This window comes from Nocardiopsis potens DSM 45234 (assembly GCF_000341105.1).
GTDB lineage: Bacteria > Actinomycetota > Actinomycetes > Streptosporangiales > Streptosporangiaceae > Nocardiopsis_A > Nocardiopsis_A potens.
Genome location: NZ_ANBB01000056.1, coordinates 1 through 18,621, shown reverse-complemented (window position 1 = coordinate 18,621; position 18,621 = coordinate 1). Strand labels below are relative to the sequence as shown.

The 18,621-nt window shown below is 78.6% G+C and carries 18 protein-coding genes; 12 read left to right on the top strand and 6 right to left on the bottom strand.

The features are described from left to right. Window positions 1–204: 204 nt before the first annotated feature. Complete coding sequence (locus tag D459_RS0122730) at window positions 205–1,722, top strand: amidohydrolase (RefSeq protein WP_017595312.1); 1,518 nt, start codon at window positions 205–207, stop codon at window positions 1,720–1,722. Window positions 1,723–1,929: 207 nt separating this feature from the next. Here D459_RS0122730 and D459_RS0122725 read toward each other — a convergent pair whose 3' ends face one another. The 3 genes from D459_RS0122725 to D459_RS0122715 all read right to left on the bottom strand — a co-directional run bounded on the left by D459_RS0122725 (window position 1,930) and on the right by D459_RS0122715 (window position 5,958). Beyond that, window positions 1,930–2,319, bottom strand: coding sequence for a hypothetical protein (locus D459_RS0122725; RefSeq protein WP_020380297.1), 390 nt, complete (start codon window positions 2,317–2,319; stop codon window positions 1,930–1,932). A 385-nt stretch (window positions 2,320–2,704) separates the two neighbouring features. Beyond that, window positions 2,705–3,463 (bottom strand): putative protein N(5)-glutamine methyltransferase, encoded by a 759-nt coding sequence (locus D459_RS0122720; RefSeq protein WP_017595310.1) that lies wholly within the window; start codon window positions 3,461–3,463, stop codon window positions 2,705–2,707. A gap of 1,688 nt (window positions 3,464–5,151) precedes the next feature. Beyond that, window positions 5,152–5,958, bottom strand: a complete 807-nt coding sequence (locus D459_RS0122715; RefSeq protein ID WP_020380296.1) for a TetR/AcrR family transcriptional regulator — start codon at window positions 5,956–5,958, stop codon at window positions 5,152–5,154. A gap of 203 nt (window positions 5,959–6,161) precedes the next feature. Here D459_RS0122715 and D459_RS0122710 point away from each other — a divergent pair, with 203 nt between their 5' ends. The 9 genes from D459_RS0122710 (at window position 6,162) to D459_RS0122670 (ending at window position 14,292) form a co-directional block, all read left to right on the top strand. After that, a complete protein-coding gene (locus tag D459_RS0122710) occupies window positions 6,162–6,854 on the top strand; it encodes a GTP cyclohydrolase II (RefSeq protein WP_017595308.1) in 693 nt (230 codons plus the stop codon). Continuing rightward, window positions 6,841–7,647 (top strand): inositol monophosphatase family protein, encoded by an 807-nt coding sequence (locus D459_RS0122705; protein WP_017595307.1) that lies wholly within the window; start codon window positions 6,841–6,843, stop codon window positions 7,645–7,647. Before D459_RS0122710 ends, D459_RS0122705 begins: the two co-directional genes overlap by 14 nt. Beyond that, window positions 7,634–8,821: a CDP-alcohol phosphatidyltransferase family protein gene (locus tag D459_RS37500; RefSeq protein WP_338044449.1), complete on the top strand. Its 1,188-nt coding sequence runs from the start codon at window positions 7,634–7,636 to the stop codon at window positions 8,819–8,821. Before D459_RS0122705 ends, D459_RS37500 begins: the two co-directional genes overlap by 14 nt. 1 nt (window position 8,822) lies before the next feature. Next, window positions 8,823–9,797, top strand: coding sequence for a zinc-dependent alcohol dehydrogenase (locus D459_RS0122695; RefSeq protein ID WP_017595305.1), 975 nt, complete (start codon window positions 8,823–8,825; stop codon window positions 9,795–9,797). Window positions 9,798–9,831: 34 nt separating this feature from the next. Next, the gene (locus tag D459_RS0122690; RefSeq protein ID WP_017595304.1) at window positions 9,832–10,230 is read left to right on the top strand and encodes a 6-pyruvoyl trahydropterin synthase family protein; all 399 of its coding nucleotides are present in this window, start codon (window positions 9,832–9,834) and stop codon (window positions 10,228–10,230) included. An 86-nt stretch (window positions 10,231–10,316) separates the two neighbouring features. Then, window positions 10,317–11,399: a glycosyltransferase family 4 protein gene (locus D459_RS0122685; protein ID WP_241485106.1), complete on the top strand. Its 1,083-nt coding sequence runs from the start codon at window positions 10,317–10,319 to the stop codon at window positions 11,397–11,399. Beyond that, window positions 11,396–12,238, top strand: coding sequence for a hypothetical protein (locus D459_RS0122680; RefSeq protein ID WP_017595302.1), 843 nt, complete (start codon window positions 11,396–11,398; stop codon window positions 12,236–12,238). Before D459_RS0122685 ends, D459_RS0122680 begins: the two co-directional genes overlap by 4 nt. A 720-nt stretch (window positions 12,239–12,958) precedes the next feature. Then, on the top strand, window positions 12,959–14,008 hold the full coding sequence (locus D459_RS0122675; protein ID WP_017595301.1) for a lysylphosphatidylglycerol synthase transmembrane domain-containing protein: 1,050 nt from the start codon (window positions 12,959–12,961) through the stop codon (window positions 14,006–14,008). Next, window positions 14,005–14,292: a putative quinol monooxygenase gene (locus tag D459_RS0122670; protein WP_241485105.1), complete on the top strand. Its 288-nt coding sequence runs from the start codon at window positions 14,005–14,007 to the stop codon at window positions 14,290–14,292. The genes D459_RS0122675 and D459_RS0122670 overlap by 4 nt, the downstream gene beginning before the upstream one ends. 358 nt (window positions 14,293–14,650) lie before the next feature. Here D459_RS0122670 and D459_RS0122665 read toward each other — a convergent pair whose 3' ends face one another. The 3 genes from D459_RS0122665 to D459_RS0122655 all read right to left on the bottom strand — a co-directional run bounded on the left by D459_RS0122665 (window position 14,651) and on the right by D459_RS0122655 (window position 16,964). Beyond that, window positions 14,651–15,349, bottom strand: a complete 699-nt coding sequence (locus D459_RS0122665) for a creatininase family protein (protein WP_026120669.1) — start codon at window positions 15,347–15,349, stop codon at window positions 14,651–14,653. Next, the gene (locus D459_RS0122660) at window positions 15,346–16,236 is read right to left on the bottom strand and encodes an isocitrate lyase/PEP mutase family protein (protein ID WP_017595298.1); all 891 of its coding nucleotides are present in this window, start codon (window positions 16,234–16,236) and stop codon (window positions 15,346–15,348) included. The genes D459_RS0122665 and D459_RS0122660 overlap by 4 nt, the downstream gene beginning before the upstream one ends. Window positions 16,237–16,343: 107 nt before the next feature. Continuing rightward, window positions 16,344–16,964, bottom strand: coding sequence for a flavin reductase family protein (locus D459_RS0122655; RefSeq protein ID WP_017595297.1), 621 nt, complete (start codon window positions 16,962–16,964; stop codon window positions 16,344–16,346). A gap of 65 nt (window positions 16,965–17,029) precedes the next feature. Between D459_RS0122655 and D459_RS0122650 the strand changes: the two genes are divergently transcribed. After that, window positions 17,030–17,755 (top strand): ArsR/SmtB family transcription factor, encoded by a 726-nt coding sequence (locus tag D459_RS0122650; protein ID WP_017595296.1) that lies wholly within the window; start codon window positions 17,030–17,032, stop codon window positions 17,753–17,755. Window positions 17,756–17,789: 34 nt separating this feature from the next. Next, window positions 17,790–18,197: an NUDIX hydrolase gene (locus tag D459_RS0122645; RefSeq protein ID WP_206540794.1), complete on the top strand. Its 408-nt coding sequence runs from the start codon at window positions 17,790–17,792 to the stop codon at window positions 18,195–18,197. Window positions 18,198–18,621: the final 424 nt, after the last annotated feature.

Below are 18,621 nucleotides of genomic sequence, written 5' to 3'. Positions count from 1 at the left end.
GAACACCGGAGCGTCGGTGGTGAGGCGCCGCCCGGCCCCGCCGGATCCGGTGCGCGCCGATCGCGGTGAGCTCCCCCCGGGCCGCCCCGGCGGAGCGGCCCGGGGGCGCACCCGCCGGAGTGCCCCGGCCCCTCTCCCGGCGGCGGCCCGCGGTGCGGCAGTATGGCAGCGGTGCAGCGCCGGCCGAGCCGCCCGGGAGGGGACATGCCCGATCGAACCGAGGAGACCGCCCGGCCGGAGCCCGGCCTGCTGCTGCGCGGGGTGCGCTGCGGCCCGCGCGGCCCCCGCCGGGACGTGCGGATCCGGGGCGGCCGGGTCGCCGCGGTCGAACCGCCCGGTGCCCGCGCCGACGGCGAGGAGCAGGTCGACGGGCGCGGCGGCACGCTGCTGCCCGGGCTGGTCGACGCGCACACGCACATGGGGCAGTGGGCCGAGCACCGGCGCCGGGTGCCGCTGGGGCGCGCCGCCTCGGCCGCGGCCGCCGCGGACGCCGTGCGGGACGCGGTCCGGGAGCGCGGCGCCGCCCCGGGCGAGCTCGTGGTCGGCGCCGGGCTGCGCGACGCGATGTGGCCCGCCGCGCCGCACAAGGACCTGCTGGAGCGGGCCGCCCCCGGGGTGCCGGTCGCGCTCATCGCCAACGACCTGCACATGTGCTGGCTGAGCCCGGCCGCGCTGCGGCTGCTCGGGCGCGACCACCCCACCGGCGTGTTCACCGAGGGCGCGTGCATGGAGGTCACCGCCGCGCTGCCGAGCGCCCCGGAGGAGGTGCGCGACGCCCGGGTGCTGGAGGCCGCCGACGCCGCGGCGGCGCGCGGCGTCACCGGCGTCGCCGACTACGAGCTCGCCGACACCGCCGCCGACTGGCTGCGCCGCGCCGGGCGGCGCGCCCCATCGGTCCGGGTGGCCTGCGTGATCGCCCGGCCCCTGCTGGACACCGCGATCGAGCGCGGCCACCGCACCGGGCGGGCGCTCCGCCCGGACGGGCTGCTCACCGTCGGCCCGTTCAAGCTGTTCACCGACGGGTCGCTGAACACCCGGACCGCTTACTGCGACGACCCCTACCCGGACGCCGGGCCGGGCGCGCCGGACCGGTTCGGGGTGCTGGAGCTTCCCCCGGAGGAGCTGGTGCCGCTGATGCGCAAGGCCGCCGAGCACGGCCTGCACCCCGCGGTGCACGCCATCGGCGACGGCGCCAACCGGATCGCGCTGGACGCGTTCGCCGAGGTCGGCTGCGCGGGCCGGATCGAGCACGCCCAGCTGCTCCGCCCCGGCGACGCCGAGCGGTTCGCCCGGCTCGGCGTGGTCGCGAGCGTGCAGCCGGCGCACGCCCCCGACGACCGGGACGTCGCCGAGCACCACTGGCGCGGCCGGACCGGTCGCGCCTTCCCCTACGCCGACCTGCTCGCGGCCGGCGCCCGGCTGGAGATCGGTTCGGACGCCCCGGTCGCGCCGCTGGACCCCTGGGACGGGATCGCCTCGGCGGTGGCCCGGACCGACGACGAGCGCCCGCCCTGGCACCCCGAGCAGGCCGTCCCGCCGGCGGCGGCGCTCGCCGCGGCCTCCGGCGGCCGCTCCGGGGTCCGCCCCGGCGACCCCGCCGACCTGGTGCTCACCGCGGCCGACCCGGTCGAGACGCCCCCGGCGGACCTGCGCTCGATGCCGGTCCTGCTCACCCTCCTGGCCGGCCGCCCGACCTTCCGCGCGGACGGCCTCGACCGCTGACGGCGGCCGATCGCGGCGCGGCGCTCCGGCCGGTCCGCGCCCGGCGGCGGTCCTGCCCGTTTTGCCGGCGGGCCGATCGGCCTTCCGCGCGGACGGCCTCGACCGCTGACGGCGGCCGATCGCGGCGGGCCCGGGGCCTCTGTCCGGGGACGGCATCGGCGTCCCCGCCGCTGCCGTCCCCGGAGCGGCGGCGCCGAGGCCGCCGCGTCACTTCCGGTGCAGGGCCCGGGAGAGGCCCAGCGCGACCAGGCCGCTGATCAGGCCGACCAGTGCGCCGGTGAACAGGCTGCTCACCATCGACGCCCCGCGCAGCACCAGGTCCTCGGCCGCGGGGGAGAGCGTCCCGGCCAGGTTGCCGCCCAGCTCCGGGGCGCCGCCGGCGAACGAGTGGGTCCACAGCACCTGGTGCACCGCGCCGAGCAGCACCCCGTAGACCAGGCCCACCGCGAGCAGCGTCACCAGCGGGGAGGGCACCCGCTTCCGGAGCGCCACCGCGATCCAGACCGCGACCGGGACGAACACCAGCACCGCGTTGACCGCCTGAGGGGGCGGCCCGAGGTCGTGCGCGACCACCCGGGGGACCCCGAGCAGCGCCAAGCCGAAGATCCAGGGCAGGGAGAGGCCGAGTGGCCGCCCCCGCCCCGTGTTCCGCCCCGTGTTCGCCGTCTCCACCGTCGCCTCTCCTCCGGTCGCCGATCGCGTTCCCGGTGACGCTAGGCGGAGGGCCGGGGGCCCGGCGTCCGCCCGTGGTGGACTCCCGGTGTCATCCCCGGGATGGACGCGGGCGGCCCGGCACCGGTCCGACTACTCCGCGAGGACGCGGGCCGGCCCCCCTGCGGGCGCAGCCTCCCCGGGCGGCGGCCTCGGTGACGCGGCCCCGCCGCGGTGCCCGGACTGGGCCGCGGCGCCGGGACCGGGGAGCGGTGCCCGTACCAGGGCGCGGTGCCCGGACCGGCCGGGGATCCGCGGGGCGGCGCGGCGGCTACGGGAGGATCCCGATGACCGCGGTCGCGTCGAGTTCGCCGTCCTCGACGGTCTGCGGGAGCAGCCCGGCGCGGGCGACGATGTCGCAGGTCATCAGGGCCTGCGGGGTGCTGGTCTCGATCAGCAGCGCACCGCCGGGGCGGAGCCAGTCGGGCGCGGCGGCGGCCACCCGGCGCTGCACGTCCAGGCCGTCGGCGCCGCCGTCCAGGGTGGCGAGCGGTTCGTGGTCGCGGGCCTCCGGGGGCAGCGTCCCGATGGCCCCGGTGGGGACGTAGGGCGCGTTGGCCGCGACCACGTCGATCCGGCCGCGCAGCCGGCCGGGCAGCGCGTCGAACAGGTCGCCCAGGTGCACCCCGCCCGCGCCGTCCAGGTTGCGGCGCGCGCAGTCCACCGCGACCGGGTCGATGTCGGCGGCGTGCACCTCGGCGCCGTCCACCGCGGCGAGCAGCGCCGCGCCGACGGCGCCGGAGCCGCAGCACAGGTCGACGGCGGTGCCGCCGGGGCGGAGCAGCGCGGCCGCCCGCGCGGCGAGGAACTCGGTGCGCCGCCGGGGGACGAACACGCCCGGCCCCACGGTGATCCGCAGGCCGGCGAATTCGGCCCAGCCCAGCAGGTGCTCCAGGGGGAGCCCGGCGGAGCGGCGCTCCACCAGGGAGTCGAGCAGCTCGGGGGTGCCGGCCGCCGCGACGAGCAGCAGAGCCTCGTCCTCGGCGAAGACGCAGCCGGCGGCGCGGAGCCGCTCGGCGGTCGCGGCCAAGGCGGGGCCGGGCGGGAAGTCCGGCGGGGAGAGGGGGGACGGGGAGGGTGCAGCAGAAGTGCGGATCACCGCGGAGAGCCTTTCAACGCAGGGCGAAGGGTGCTCTCCCGTCCTCCTAGCGGAGGCGGGCCGCGCGGTCGCGAGGCGGGAGCACCCGGCCTGTACGGATAGGAACGGGTCTCACCTCCTCGGTCGGTCCGGTTCCGGTCGCCGCCGAGGCTAGCACGCCCGTCTGCGGTGCCCCCGCTCCGCCGCCCCGTTCCCCCGGCCGCGTGCCGCTCCTCCCCGAAGGCCTCGGCGCTGCGGGGGCATCAGGACGCCCTGGCGCCCCCGCAGCACCGAGACCACCGCTCTGGGGCGGGATCCTCGGATCCAGATCGTTGATGGGAGAAGCCCGCTCCCTCCGGCGTTCCCCGGCGCCGACCGCCCTTTTCCCATCAGCGGTCCAGCGCTCCGCCCGGGCGCGGCGCCTCGCGGGGTGGGGGTTCAAACAGGCGGCGACGGCAGCGGTGGGGACGGGGCGAAGGCCTCGCCCGGGCGCGGCGCCTCACGGGGCGGGGGTTCAGGCGGGCGGCGAGGGCGGGGAGGGGGACCGGCCGGTCGGTCGGGTGCGGCAGGGCGGGGCGGGCGGCAGGGGTGGGGCAGGCAGCGGGGGCGCCGTGTCCGCGTCGCCCCTGAAACCGCCGCCCCTTTCCTGACGTGGGTGAATACGCAGGGTGATGGTGGGGTGGGGTGCCCTGCGCACCGCGAGAGCAGCCCGGTGATTCCCGGGCGCGCATCCCGGCCCGGATCGGCCCCCGTCAGGCCCGAATCGCCCTGATCGGGTCGGTGGGCGGGGGTTCGAGCCGCCCAGAAGACCGGGAAACCGGGGCCGGAACCCAGGGAGGGGCAGCGCGGGGGCAAGATGTCGCTTTCATCCCCCGTAAGGCTCTGCCTTGGCCACTCTGGGTAATCGGTGAGGGGGCGGTGGGGGCCTGGGGGCTTACTACTCGCTGGTAGATGTAATCGGGCCTGTCGTGGAGGTGCGCAGGGTGCCCCTGCCCCTGCCCGTCCCCTCCCGCGAACCCGGCATATAGGGATAAGGCCCCCTGGTGGGTGCGGGCGGCCCGCCCGCGCCGCCGGGGCGCCGCCCCCTCGCCGGGAGCACGCGCCGGGCCGGTGACGCGGCGCCCGCCCACTCCCGCCCTCGTCGCCCGTCTGGACCTTCGCTCCGCGGGGCGCCGCGCCCGACCGACCGGCCGGCCGGTCCCCCTCCCCGCCCTCGCCGCCCGCCTGAACCCCCGCCCCGTGAGGCGCCGGGCCCGGGCGACCGCCTGCACCCCGCCCCCGCCCCTGCCGCTGCCGTCGCCGCCTGTTTGAGCCTTCGCCCCGTGGGGCGTTGCGCCCGACCGACTGGCCGGTCCCCCTTCCCGTCGTCGCTGCCTGCTTGTGCCTTCGCTCCGCGGGGCGCCGCGCCTGACCGACCGGCCGGTCCCCCTTCCCGCCGTCGCCGCTTGCTTGAACCTTCACCCCGTGGGGTGTCGTGCCCGGTCGGAGTGCTGGATGGGGGAAGAGGGGCGGCACCGGGGAACGCCCCGTCGGCCGCTCCTTCCCGTTGATTTCGGCGGTGTCGCCGTCTCAGAGCCGGTCGAGACGGCGACACCGCCGAGATCAGCGCCCGGAGGAGGCGGGCTTCTCCCGGCGATGATCTAGGCCCGCTCCTCCGCGAGCAGGGCGCGGCGGACCTCCTCGATCCGGGCGTCGTCGAAGTCCACCTCCGGGTCGGGTTCGATCAGGGCGCTGAACAGGGAGCCGAGGCCCAGGCCGGGCTGGGACCACTCGGCCTCCTCCGCGGCGCCGAACGGGTTGGCGGTCGCGCCGGCGGTGATGATCTCCGGAGTGGAGGGGACCATGATGACCAGGCCGCGGACCAGCGCGTTGGCGAGTCCGGCCAGGGTGGTGAAGGAGGCGCCGCTCTCCGGGCGCATCCTGAGGCCGAGCAGCCCGGCCATCCGCCGGTAGGTCTCGGCGAGCCGGGCGGAGACGCCGCTCTCCGAGGCGGCGAGCGCGGACCGCACCTCGTCCCGGAGGTCCCCCTCGGGGAGGCTGAGGAAGGTCGCGTGCAGGGCGAGGTAGGTGCGCCACTGCGGCGATTCGTGGAAGGTCTCCACCTCGCGGAGGGCGCCCTGGCGCGCCACCTCCGCGATGAGCGCGACGCGCCGCTCGGGGACGCGCAGCCAGTCCAGCCGGTCGAGGATGATCCGGTGCACCGCGGCGAGGGCCTCCCGGTTGCTGCCGGAGATCGCCGGGTCGGAGCCGCGGGCCAGCTCCTTGAGCAGGTCGCTGAAGAACAGGTCCTTGTAGGGCCAGCGCCGGTAGACCGCGCTGCGCGACACCCCGGCGTCGCGGATGACGTCCTCCAGCCCGATGTGCTCCAGGCTCACCGTCAGGCCGCTCTCCTCGACCATCTGCTTCGCGGTGTCCAGCATCCGCCGCTCGGTCTCGGCGTCGGACAACCGGCGCCGCCTCCGCGTCGGCCCCAGGCCCGCCCGCTGGTCCCCGCCCATGGGTTTCCTCCCCGAAATGAGATATGGTGTCCCAAGTTTTGAATACCGAATTCTGAGTCTACGACTCCGCCGGGCACGCTACCAGCGCGAAGCCGGGTAGGAATCCACGGCGGCACGATCCACGTCCCGGTTCCACGAACCGAGGGGGGAAGATGGGCGAACACGCACTCGACCTGAGCGACGTCGCCGAATCCGACCTGGTGACCCGGCGCGGCAGGTTCCGCGCCGTGGCCTTCCGGGACCCGGTCGACGGACACGAGCACATGGCCCTGGTCCGCGGGGACCCGGCCGCCGGAGAGGCCGCCCTGGTCCGGGTGCACTCCGAATGCATGACCGGGGACGTCTTCGGCGCGGTCCGCTGCGAGTGCGGCGACCAGCTCGGCGCCGCCCTGGACGCGATCGCCGAGGAGGGCGCCGGGGTCCTGGTCTACCTGCGCGGGCACGAAGGCCGCGGGATCGGCCTGGTGGCCAAGGTGCGCACGCACATCCTCCAGGACGAGCAGGGGCTGGACACGGTCGACTCGGCCACCTCCCTGGGCCTGCCGGTGGACGTCCGCGACTACGGGCCGGCCGCCCGGGTCCTGCGCCACCTCGGCATCGGCGCGGTCCGGCTGCTCTCCAACAACCCGGACAAGATCGAGGCGCTGCGCGCCCACGGCATCGAGGTCGCCGCCCGGGTCCCGCTGCTCGCCCCGGTGCACGACGGGAACCTCCGCTACCTCACCGCCAAGCGCGACCGGCTCGGCCACGACCTGCCGAACCTCGGCCCGGACCCGGCCGGCGGCGGCGCCGGGCGCGCCCCGGCCGCCCCCGCCGAGGAGGGAGGCCGCGGTGCACGGCCCTGACGGCCCCGCCGGGCTGCTGCCCCTCGCGCGCGAGGCGGTCGCGCGCGCCCGCCGCATCGTCCGCTCCCGCGTCCCCGCCGCGGTCACCGCCAAGGGCGACCGCGACCTGGTCACCGACGTCGACCTGGCGGTCGAGGAGGAGGTCAGGTCCTTCCTGGCGCGGGAGACGCCGGAGATCGGGCTGCTCGGCGAGGAGCACGGCCTCAGCGGGGCGGCCGACGGCCCGCGCTGGGTGCTCGACCCGATCGACGGCACCGCCAACTTCGCCCGCGGCATCCCGCTGTGCGCGGTCTCGCTCGGGCTGCTCACCGGCGGGCGCAGCGTGCTCGCCGTCATCGACCACCCGTTCCTCGGCGTCGTCTACACCGCCGTGCAGGGCGGCGGGGCGCACGCCGGCGGCGAGCCGATCCGGGTCTCCGCCGAGACCGACCCGGCCCGCGCCGCCGTCGCGATCGGCGACTTCGCCCGCGGCGAGGGGGCCGCGGAGCGGAACCGGGTCCGGCTGGCGCTGATGGAGCGGCTCGGCGGGCGGGTGCAGCGGCTGCGCATGTTCGGCGCGGCCGCGGTCGACCTGGCGTGGACGGCCTCCGGGCGGATCGACGCCGCGGTCATCCTGGCGAACCTGCCGTGGGACACCTCGGCCGGCGCGCTGCTGGTGCGCGAGGCCGGCGGCCTGGTGCTCGACGCCGACGGAAGCGAGCACACCGCCGACTCGGCGGCGACGATCGCCGTCGCCCCGGGCCTGCGCGGGATGGTCCTGGACGAACTGGGGAGGGCGCGTGCGGCCGGTTAGCGCGGTGGACGGGGCGTCCGCGGGCGGCGCGGCGCCGGACCGGGGCCCGCGCGGCACCGCGGCACGGCCCGGGATCGGCCCGGCCGCCGGCGCCGCCGCCCAGCCGGTCCTGCTCGGTCTGGTCTGCGCGGCCATCGGGCTGGGCACGGTCGGCTGGCTGGCCGGGCTGGGCTACGCGGCGGTGCTGTGCGCGCTGCTGGCGGCGGCGGTGCGCCGCCCGGGCGCCCGCCCGCTCGGCCCGGCCGACAAGGTCACCCTGGCCCGCGCGGTGCTGGTCGGCGGGGTCGCGGCGCTCGTCGCCGACCGTGCGCTCGACGGGGCGGCCGGCACCGACGGCCCGGCCGCGCTGGCCATCGCCGCGCTCGCCGCGGTCGGCCTGGTCCTGGACGGGGTGGACGGCAGGGTGGCCCGGCGCACCGGTACCTCCTCGCCGCGCGGGGCCCGCTTCGACATGGAGGTCGACGCCTTCCTCATCCTGGTGCTGAGCCTGCACGCCGCCCTCTTCCTCGGGCCGTGGACGGCGGCGATCGGCGCGATGCGCTACGCCTTCGCCGCCGCGGCGCGGGTGCTCCCCCGGCTCCGCGGCGAACTCCCGCCGAGCCGGGCCCGGAAGGCCGTCGCGGTGCTGCAGGCGGTCGCGCTGATCGCGGTCGCCCCGGACCTGCTGCCCCGGCCGGCCGCGGCCGCCGTCGCGGCGCTGGCGCTGGCGCTGCTGACCTGGTCCTTCGGTCGCGACGTGCGGTGGCTGTGGCGTACCGGGCGGCCGGAGCCCGACCCGCCCCGGCCCACCGGAACGACGGCGGGGACGGCCGCACCGACGGCCCGGAACGGCGCCCCGCCGACGGCGCGGGACCGCATCGGTCCGCAGACCTGCGGCGGCGCCCGCCCGCCGACGACCGGTGCCGATGGGGAGGCGTACCGCGGCGCCGGCCCGTCGGTCGGGAGCGGGTCCTCCCCGGATCCTTCGAGCGGTGCGGAAACGCGGACCGGTGCCGATGTGCAGGCGCACCGCGGCGCCCCGCCGACGGCCCGGAATGGTGCCGCTCCGACCCCGCGGAGCAGGGCGTTGCCGAAAGCGCGGGGCGGAGCCCTTCCCGGGACGGAGCGGCCCGGGGCGGAGCGCCCCGGGGCAGACCCGGGCCGACCCCGGCAGGCCGACCGGACGGGAGGCTGACATGGCGGAGACCGCGCACGCGTTCTGGATCGCCGCCCCCGGGCGGGGCGAGATCCGCGCCGTCGAACTGCCCGAGCCCGGCCCCGGCGACGTCCTGGTCCGCACCCGCTACACCGGCGTCAGCCGGGGCACCGAGGAGCTGGTCTTCCGCGGCGGCGTCCCGGAGAGCCAGTACCGCGCGATGCGCGCCCCCTTCCAGGAGGGCGAGTTCCCCGGACCGGTCAAGTACGGCTACCTCAGCGTCGGCACGGTCGAGCACGGCCCGCCGCACCTGCTCGGCCGGGACGTCTTCGCGCTCCACCCGCACCAGACCCGGTTCGTCGTCCCGGCCGGCGCGGTGGCCCCGCTGCCGGACGGGGTGCCGCCGCGCCGCGCCGTGCTGGCCGGCACCGTGGAGACCGCGGTCAACGCGCTCTGGGACGCGGCGCCGCTGCTCGGCGACCGGGTGGCGGTGGTCGGCGGCGGCATGGTGGGCTGCTGCGCCGCCCGGCTGCTGGCGCGCTTCCCCGGCGTCCGGGTCCAGCTGGTGGACACCGACCCGGACCGCGCCGAGACGGCCGGCCGGCTCGGCGCCGAGTTCGCCCTGCCCGAGCACGCCCGCGGCCGGTGCGACCTGGTGCTGCACGCCAGCGCCACCGAGGAGGGGCTGGCCCTGTGCCTGCGGCTGCTCGCCGCCGAGGGCGAGGTCGTCGAGCTGAGCTGGTACGGCGACCGCAGCGTCGCGCTCCCGCTGGGCGAGGCCTTCCACAGCCGCCGGCTGGCGATCCGCGCCAGCCAGGTCGGCACCGTCTCCCCGGCGCGCGCCTCCCGGAGGACCTTCGCCGACCGGATGGCCCTCGCCCTGGAGCTGCTCGCCGACCCCGCCTTCGACGCGCTGATCACCGGGGAGAGCGCCTTCGGCGAGCTGCCCGCGGTGATGCCCCGGCTCGCCGACGGGTCGCTGCCCGCGCTGTGCCACCGGATCTCCTACTCCTGACACCCGCCCCGACCAGACGACGAGGAGCCCGCTCTTGTTCAGTGTCACCGTCCGCGACCACGTGATGGTCGCGCACAGCTTCCGCGGCGAGGTGTTCGGCCCGGCGCAGGCGCTGCACGGCGCCACGTTCGTGGTCGACGCGGCGTTCCGCCGGCCGGAGCTCGACGCCGACGGGGTCGTCGTCGACATCGGGCTGGCCTCCCGGGAGCTCGCCGCGGTGCTCGCCCCGCTCGACCACCGCAACCTGGACGAGGTGCCGGAGTTCGCCGGGGTCAACACCACCACCGAGTTCCTCGCCGGGGTGGTCGCCGACCGGCTCGCCGAGCGGATCGCGGCCGGCGCCCTCGGCGCCGGCGCGCACGGCCTGACCGGGCTGGCGGTCACCCTGCACGAGTCGCACGTGGCCTGGGCGACCTGCGAGCGGGACCTGTGACCCCGCCCCGGGCCCCGGCGGGCGGCGGGCCCCCGCGCCCGGCGCCGGGGGCCGCGCCGGCCGGGCCGGCCGGGCAGGTCGCCGTGGTGCTGCCCACCGGTCCGGACGATCCCGCCGCGCTGAGCGGGGGAGACCGCTACGACCGGCGGATCATCCGGGGGCTGGCCGAGGCGGGGCGGCCGGTCCGCGAGCACCGGGTCCCGGGGGAGTGGCCGGACCCGGACCCGGCGGACCGGGCTGAGCTGGCCCGCGCCCTCGCCGCCTGTCCGGACGGCTCCGTGGTGCTCGCCGACGGGCTGCTCGCCTGCGCCGCGCCGGACGCCGTGGTCCCGGAGGCGGACCGGCTGCGCATCGCGGTCCTGGTGCACCTGCCGCTGGCCGACGAGACGGGCCTGGCGCCCGCGGCCGCCGCGGACCTGGAGGCCGGCGAGCGGGAGGTGCTGCGGGCGGCGGCCGCCGTGGTGGCGACCGGGCCGTGGGCCGGCCGGGAACTGGCCGCGCGGTACCGCCTGCCCGCCGACCGGGTGCACGTCGTCCCGCCGGGCACCGACCCGGCCCCGCCCGCCCCCGGCGCCGACGGGGCCTCCGGGCTGCTCTGCGTCGCCTCGATCACCCCGCGCAAGGGGCACGACCTGCTGGTCGAGGCGCTCGCCGCCGTCGCCGACCTGCCCTGGGAGTGCCGCTGCGCCGGCCCGTCGGAGCGCGCCCCGGAGTTCGCCGAGGAGGTCCTCGGGGCGGCCGCCCGGCACGGGCTGGGCGGCAGGGTGCGCCTGACCGGGCCGCTGGCCGGCGCCGACCTGGAGGCCGCCTATGCCGCCGCGGACCTGGTGGTGCTGCCGTCCAGGGCGGAGACCTTCGGCATGGCGGCCGCCGAAGCGCTGGCGCGCGGCATCCCGGTGCTGGCCGCGGCGTCGGGCGCGCTCCCGGAGACCATCGGCCGCGCCCCGGGCGGGGACGTGCCGGGGCTCCTGGTGCCGCCCGGCGACGCCCCGGCGCTCGCCGCGGCGCTCCGCAGCTGGCTCACCGACCCCGCCCTGCGGCGCCGGCTGCGCCGCGCGGCCCGCCTCCGCGCACCGGAACTCGGCGCCTGGCCGGAGAGCGCGGCCGCGATGTCGGCGGTGCTGGACGCCGTCGCCGCCGCACCGCTGCGCGGGGAGGGCCCGCGATGAACGGCCCGGACCCCTCCGGCTACGCCCCGGACTGGCTGGCGCTGCGCGAGCCGGCCGACGCGGAGGCCCGCTCCGCCGAGCTGGCGGCGGTGGTGCGGGACCGGCTCGCCGCGCGGGCGCCAGGGCCGCTGCTCGTCCGGGACCTGGGGGCCGGTACCGGCGCGATGGCGCGGTGGCTGGCCGGCCGGCTGCCGGGGCCGCAGCACTGGGTGCTCTACGACCGGGACCCCGCCCTGCTCGCCCGCGCGGCGGCGGCCGCGCCGCCGCAGGCGGACGGCGGGGCGGCGGTCGGGGTGGAGGTGCGCGAGGCAGACCTGGCCGCGCTGGGCGCACCGGACCTCGCCGGCGCCGGGCTGGTCACGGCCTCAGCCCTGCTCGACCTGCTGACGGGGGAAGAGGTCGCGGGGCTGGCCGGGGCGTGCGCCGGGGCCGGGTGCGCCGCGCTGATCACGCTGTCGGTGGCCGGCCGGGTGGAACTCGACCCGGCCGACCCGCTCGACGCGGAGGTCCGGGCGGCCTTCAACGCGCACCAGCGGCGGGCCGTCGGCGGACGCCGCCCCCTCGGCCCGGACGCCCCCGGCGCCGCCGCCCGCGCCTTCCGGGAGCGCGGCGCCGAGGTGCTGCTCCGCCCCAGCCCGTGGCGGCTCGGCCCGGACCGCCCGGAACTGCTCCGGACCTGGCTGCACGGCTGGGTCGCCGCGGCCGTCGAGCAGACCCCCGGACTGGCCGTCGCCGCCGCCCCCTACCTGGCCCGCCGGACCGCCCAGTCCGAATCGGGCCTGCTGCACGCCGCCGTCCACCACACCGACCTGCTCGCCCTCCCACCGGAACCGCCCTGATGCCCCGCCCACCCGGCACCGGAACCGGCCCGTGGCGACGGCGGGCCGCCCGGTGCCGCCCCGGCCGTTTCCCTTGCCCGGGTCGCGGGGCGGGCCGTTTCGCGGGGCCGATCCGGGAGAGGGGGGAAGGGCCTCTGGTCGTGGTGGGGAGTGGTCCGGCCTGCCGGTTCCGAAGAGGCGGGTGTTCAAGGCTGCTCGCCGGACGCGGGAGAGGGGCGGCCTTCCTCTCCCGTCTGGCGGTCTGCGGTGCAGGTCGCTCCGCCTGTCCGGGCCGCCGGGCGGGGGCTTCGCGGGGCCGCACCGGCAGGGGAGGGAGGAGACAAGGGCCCGGGACCTCTCTGGGCGCGCCGGCGGGCGGGGTGCGGTCGGCGGAGTTGTCCACAGGGTGGGGAATTTCTTCGCCGGGGGCGCCCCCGCGCGGTGAAGATCGTAGGCAGCGGGTCGGCGGTGCTCCGCCGGCCGATCGGGGAGGAATGCAAGGGGGGAGCCATGCAGCACGAGCGGTCGGCGCCGGTCCGGCGGCCGGGAGTGGCCGAACGGGGCGGTGCGCCGGGGCGGACGGCCGCTGTCCGCCCTGCTCCGCGCGGTGGTGCGGACCGCCGCCATGCCTCGGCGCCCCCGCTCCCCGCGCCCCCGGAGGCCTCCGCGACGCGCGGTCGGCCGCACGGCGGGGCGCTCCGCTCCGCGGCGGCGTGGGCGGCGGGGCCGTGGGGGAGGGCCTTGGGCGGGCTGGCCGTCCTCGCGGCCCTGGCCTGGTGGTTCAGCGCGGACGCGTTCGCCGCCGCGCTGCTCGCGATCGACGGCCGCGCGCTCGCCGCGGCGCTGGGGATCGGGCTGGCCACCACGGTGCTGAGCGCCTGGCGGTGGCGGATCGTCGCGCACGGGGTGGGGCTGCGGCTGCCCCCGGCCGCCGCCCTCGCCGACTACTACCGCGCCCTCTTCCTCAACGCGGTGCTGCCCGGCGGCGTCCTCGGCGACGTGCATCGCGGGGTGGCCCACGGGCGCCGCGCCGGCGACGTCGGCCGGGGCGTGCGCGCGGTCGTCCTGGAGCGCAGCGCGGGCCAGGCCGTGCTGGTCGCGGTCGGCGCCGCCGTGCTGCTCCTCGCCCCGCCCGCCTGGGCGGCGGCGGGGCGTCCGCCGTTACCCGGGCCGCAGGCGGCGGTGTGGGCCGCGGTCGCGGCCGCCGCCGCGGGTGCGTTCGCCGCCTGGGCCCGGTGGGGGCGGGGCGGCCACCGGGTGCGGTGCGCGGCGGCCGCCTTCGCCGCGGACCTGCGCGGCGGGCTGCTGTCCCGGAGGGCCTGGCCGGGCGTGCTGCTGCTGTCCGCGGCGGTGCTGGCCGGACACGTCGCCCTGTTCGCGGTCGCGGCGCACACCGCAGGGGCCGCCGCCCCGCCGTCCCTGCTGGTCCCGCTGGCGCTCTTCGCCCTGCTGGTGATGGGCGTCCCGGTGAACGCGGCCGGCTGGGGCCCGCGGGAGGCCGCCTCCGCGGCGGCGTTCGCCGCCGCAGGCCTCACCGCCGAGCAGGGCCTGGCCGCATCGGTGGCCTACGGCGCCCTCGCCCTCGCCGCGAGCCTCCCCGGCGCCGCGGTCCTGCTGTTCCGCCGCCGACCGGGGAGAGCGCCCGGCCGCCCCGCCGGTCCGGACGCCCCCGGGGAGGTTCCGGGCCCGGGTTCCGATGAGTTCTCCGGGCCGCGCCGGTCGGTACCGGTGGCGCACGACGCGCCGACCGGTGCCCGTACCGACCGAGAAGGAGGAGAGCCTTGCCGGTGATCGTCGCTGGAAGGGTGTACGTGGATCCGCGGGACAGGGAGCGGTTCGTCGAGGAGCATCGCGGCACCATCGAGGCGGCCCGCAACGCGCCGGGCTGCCTCGACATGGCGATCTCGCCCGACCCGGTGGACCCGGCCCGGGTGAACATCTTCGAGCACTTCGAGACGGCGGAGGCGCTGGAGTACTGGCGCGCCACCGCACCGGTGCCGGAGGGGGCCGTGGCCATCGAGAAGGACCAGGTGCTCAAGCACGAGATCTCCGCCTCCGGGCCGCCTTTCGACTGACCTGCGTTGGGCGGGGAGGACGCGGCCCCGAGGACCCCCGGGGCCGCCCTCCCCGCTCCGCGGCCGCCGGGGACGGGGCACGGGGCCGGTCCGCGCTCCCGGCGGACCGGCGGCCCGCCGACCCGGACGAGGCGGGGTCGGCCGCCGTGCGCTCGGTCCGGAACCGGGCAGGGGCGGCGGCCCCGCCCGGCCCGGTGCCCCACCGGCACGGATCGGCCCGGGGCGGGCGAGGCGGGGCAGGGCGTCCCTGCCGACGGCCATCGGGGACGCGGACGGCCGCCCGGTTCCGCCGGCCTGTCGGCGGAGACGAGGAGGCGGGCGGGAACCCCGGCCGTCCGGCCGCGTGCCCGGTGTCCGGTCAGCCGCCCAGCGCGGCCAGGTGCGGGCCGAACGCCCCGGTCAGGTGGGCGAGGACGGCCCGGCCCTTCTCCGCGGAGGCCAGGGAGGGGCGGCCGACGACGCCGCTCTCGGTGTAGGCGCGCAGGCCCAGGGTGGGCATGTGCCTGCGGTCGTCGGCGGTGTGGTCGGCCGAGGCGTACCCGGGCCGCACCAGCTCGGGGCGGACGTGCAGCAGGATCGAGGTCTCCAGCTCGCCCGCGTGCATGTCGCCCTGGGCCGGGGTCTCCAGCCCGGCCGCGGCGCGCGCGTCCTCCCAGTCCGCCTCGGCCGGGAACAGCGCCATGCCGCCGCCGGACTCCTGCACCGCGTTGCCCAGCACGTGGTTGCCGCCGTGCCCGTTGACCAGGACCAGCCGCGGCACGCCCGACCGGCGCAGCGACGCGGCGACGTCCCGCACCACCGCGTACAGGGTCGCCGCCGAGATGCTCACGGTGCCCGGCCACGCCTCGTGCTCGTGCGAGCAGGAGATCGCCACCGGCGGCAGCAGCAGGACCGGGTGCTCGGCGGCGATCCCGCGCGCGATCGTGCACGCGACCACGGTGTCGGTCGTCGACGGCAGGTGCGGCCCGTGCTGCTCGAAGCTCCCCACCGGCAGCAGAGCCACGTCCGCTCCCCGGTCGCGCTCCTCCACGGTCGTAAAGGTCGGCAGATCGATCATGACCCCACTATCCCCGAGCCGGGGCCGCCGCCCCCGGCCCGGTCCCGGACCGGTCCCCAACGTCCGCCTCCGGCCCGGCCCCGAGCCGCCTCCGGGCCGTCCCGGTAGAGCCCGGCGAGCGCCTGGGCCTCGGCGTAGGACGGCGGCGGGCCGTCCGGGACGGGCCCGTCCGCGGCGATCCCGCGGGCGGCGCGCACCGCCGCGCCGATCGCGGCGCGGAACGGCAGCGACCCGCTGCTCACCCGGGCCGCCCCGGCCTCGGCCAGCGCGCGCAGCGAAGGGCCTCCCGGCCGGTGGAGCACGTTGAGCGGCAGGCCGACGCGGCCGGCCAGCGCCCCGACGCCGGCCGCGCCGGGCAGGCCGGGGACGAACAGGCCGTCCGCCCCGGCGTCCCGGTAGGCCAGCGCCCGGTCCAGGGTCTGCTCCGCGTGCCCGGCGCCGGGCAGCCAGTGCGTGTCGGTCCGCGCGTTGACGAAGAGCGCCGGGGCGGCCTCCTTCGCCGCCCGGATCAGGGCGCACTGCTCGGCGGGGTCGGCGAGGCCGGTACCGCGCCCGTCCTCCAGGTTGATCCCCGCGGCGCCCGCGGCCGCCAGTTCGGCGGCGAGCGCCCCGACGCCCTCCGGGCCCTCCCCGAAACCGCCCTCCACGTCCACGGTGACCAGCGCGTCCAACCGGGCCATCCCGCGCGCCAACCGGACGGTCTCCGCCCGGGTGGCGCCCTCCGCGTCCGGTTTGCCCGCCGCGGCGGCCACACCCAGGCTGGTCGTCCCGATCGCGCGGAACCCGGCCGCGGCCAGCGCCGCGGCGGAGGCCAGGTCCCAGGCGTTGGGCAGTACGAACGGGTCCCCGGGGCGGTGCAGCGCCCGGAACTCCGCGAAGCGGTCCATCGCTCTCCTCCTCGCTTCTTCTCTTCACGGCCGCCCTCCCGGCCCGCCCTCCGCGGGCGGGGAGCGGCCCTCGGGCGCCGGTCCCGGCGCGGAGCCCGTGAGCGGGCTCAGACCCCCGCAGGGGCACGGTCCGGGGTCTCGCTCCGGCGGGACCGGCCGAGCTCGGGGCCGAGGCCGAAGTAGTGCCGGAAGTTGTAGACGAGGGGGCTCCACGCCGACGGGTCGATGTGCTGGGTGCCGGGCACCACGATGTGCGGCGCGGCGTGCACCCGGGCGACCGACGTCTCCACGATCGCGAACATGCCGGAGGCGTCCGGGTGGATGCGGGCCACCCACGCCTCCAGCTGGAGCGGGCACCCGGCGACCCGCGGCGGGCGGACGTCGGCGGAGGGCTCGGGGGACAGCCCGGAGGCGGCGAACTTGTCCGGCTCGTGGCGGAACCCGGGCGGGTGCCCCTCCGGCACCGGGTCGCGGCCGGTCAGCATCGCCATGTCCTCCACCGCCCGCCACATGTCGGGGGAGGGGAGGCTGACCACCAGCTCCGGGCGCTCGGCGAGGTTGGCCGCGCTCTGCCCCGTCCGCCCCAGGCCCAGCACGACGGTCCGGCCCAGCGCCCAGGCCGAGGAGATCGGGGCGAGGTTGGCCGAGCCGTCGGGGTTCTCGGTGGTCAGCAGGGCGACCGGCGTTCCGAAGTAGAGGATCCGCGGTTCCACGGTGAGGTGCTCCATGCCTCCGAGCCTGGCGGCCCGACGGTTCGGCGGCCGCCGAACCGCGGCCGGGCTAGCGTGGGATCGTGAACCACCGAACCGACCCCGGCGGGGGACCCGACCTGGCCAGGGTGGCGGCGCTGCTCGCGGACGGCACCCGGGCCGCGTTCTGCCTGGCGCTGCTGGACGGCAGGGCGTGGACCGCCGCCGAGCTGGCCGGCCACGCGGGGGTGGCGCGGTCCACCGCGAGCGAGCACCTGACGGCGCTGGTCGGCGGCGGGCTGCTGCGCGAGGTCCGGCAGGGCCGGCACCGCTACCTGAGCCTGGCCTCGCCGCGGGTCGCCGAGGTGATCGAGGCGCTGTCCGCGCTGGCCCCCGGCGACCGGCCGCAGCGCCGTTCGCTGTCCGCGGTGCGCCGGAGCGGCGCGTTGTCCCGCGCCCGCACCTGCTACGACCACCTGGCCGGGGCGCTCGGCGTCGCCATCGCCGACGCCATGCGCGACCGCGGCCTGGTCGACGCCGAGCGCGGCCCCGCGCTGACCGACTCCGGCGCCGCATGGTTCGCCGACCTGGGCATCGACCTGCCGCGGCGGTCCCGGCGGCCGGCCCTGCTGTCCTGCCTGGACTGGACCGAGCGCCGCCCGCACCTGGCCGGGGCGCTCGGCGCCGCGCTGTGCTCGCACGCCTTCGCCGCGGGGTGGGTGGTCCGCCCGGGCCCGACCCGCGCCGTCGCGGTCACCGGGGACGGGCATGCGGCCTTCCGCGCCCGCCTGGGACTCCCCGAGGAGGTGCTGGCCGCCGCCCGGGGCTGACCGGCGGCCCGCCGCCGGCGCTACCGTGGAGGCCATGCCTCGAACCATGCTCCACGTCGCGGCCGTCTGCTTCGAAGACGACCGATCCCGGGTGCTGACCGTGCGCAAGCGCGGCACGGACGCCTTCATGCTCCCCGGCGGCAAGCTCGAACCCGGCGAGACCCCCGCCGAGGCGGCGGTCCGCGAGGTCCGCGAGGAGATCGGCGTCGAGCTGGCCCTCGGCGACCTGTCCCCGCTCGGCTCCTGGTCCGGACCGGCCGCCAACGAGCCGGACACCGGCGTCACCGCCACCGTCTTCACCGCGCCCCTGACCCGGGCCCCCGCCCCCGCTCGGGAGATCGCCGAATCCCGCTGGATCGCTCCCGGCGACACCGGCCTCGACGCCGTCCTCGCCCCGCTGCTGAGCGAGTACGTCTTCCCCGCCCTCGACGCCGCCCGCTGACCCCCGCGCCCGTCCCCGTCCCCGCGTTGACCTCGACGTCGTTGCCGTCTCAACCGGCGGTGGTTTCCAGCGCCTGCTGAAACCCCGCACACCAGAGGACAGGAGAGGGCCGGTCGGTCGGGTGCGGCGCCTCACGGGGCGGGGGCTCAGGCGGGCAGCGAGGGCAGCAGCGGGGACCGGCCGGTCGGTTGGGCGCGGCGCCTCGCGGAGCGAAGGTCAAGACGGGCAGCGACGGCGTAGGCAGGGGCGGGGTGCAGGTGGTCGCTCGAGTGTCGGGCCCCACGGGGTGAGGGTTCAAGCCAGCAGCGAAGGCGGCGGGTGGGGACCGGCCGGTCGGTCGGGTGCGGCAGAGCAGGGCGGGGGCGGGTTCGCCGTGCCCGTGTCGCCCGGGCGCCGTTGCCGGCCGCCCTTGAAACCGTCGCAC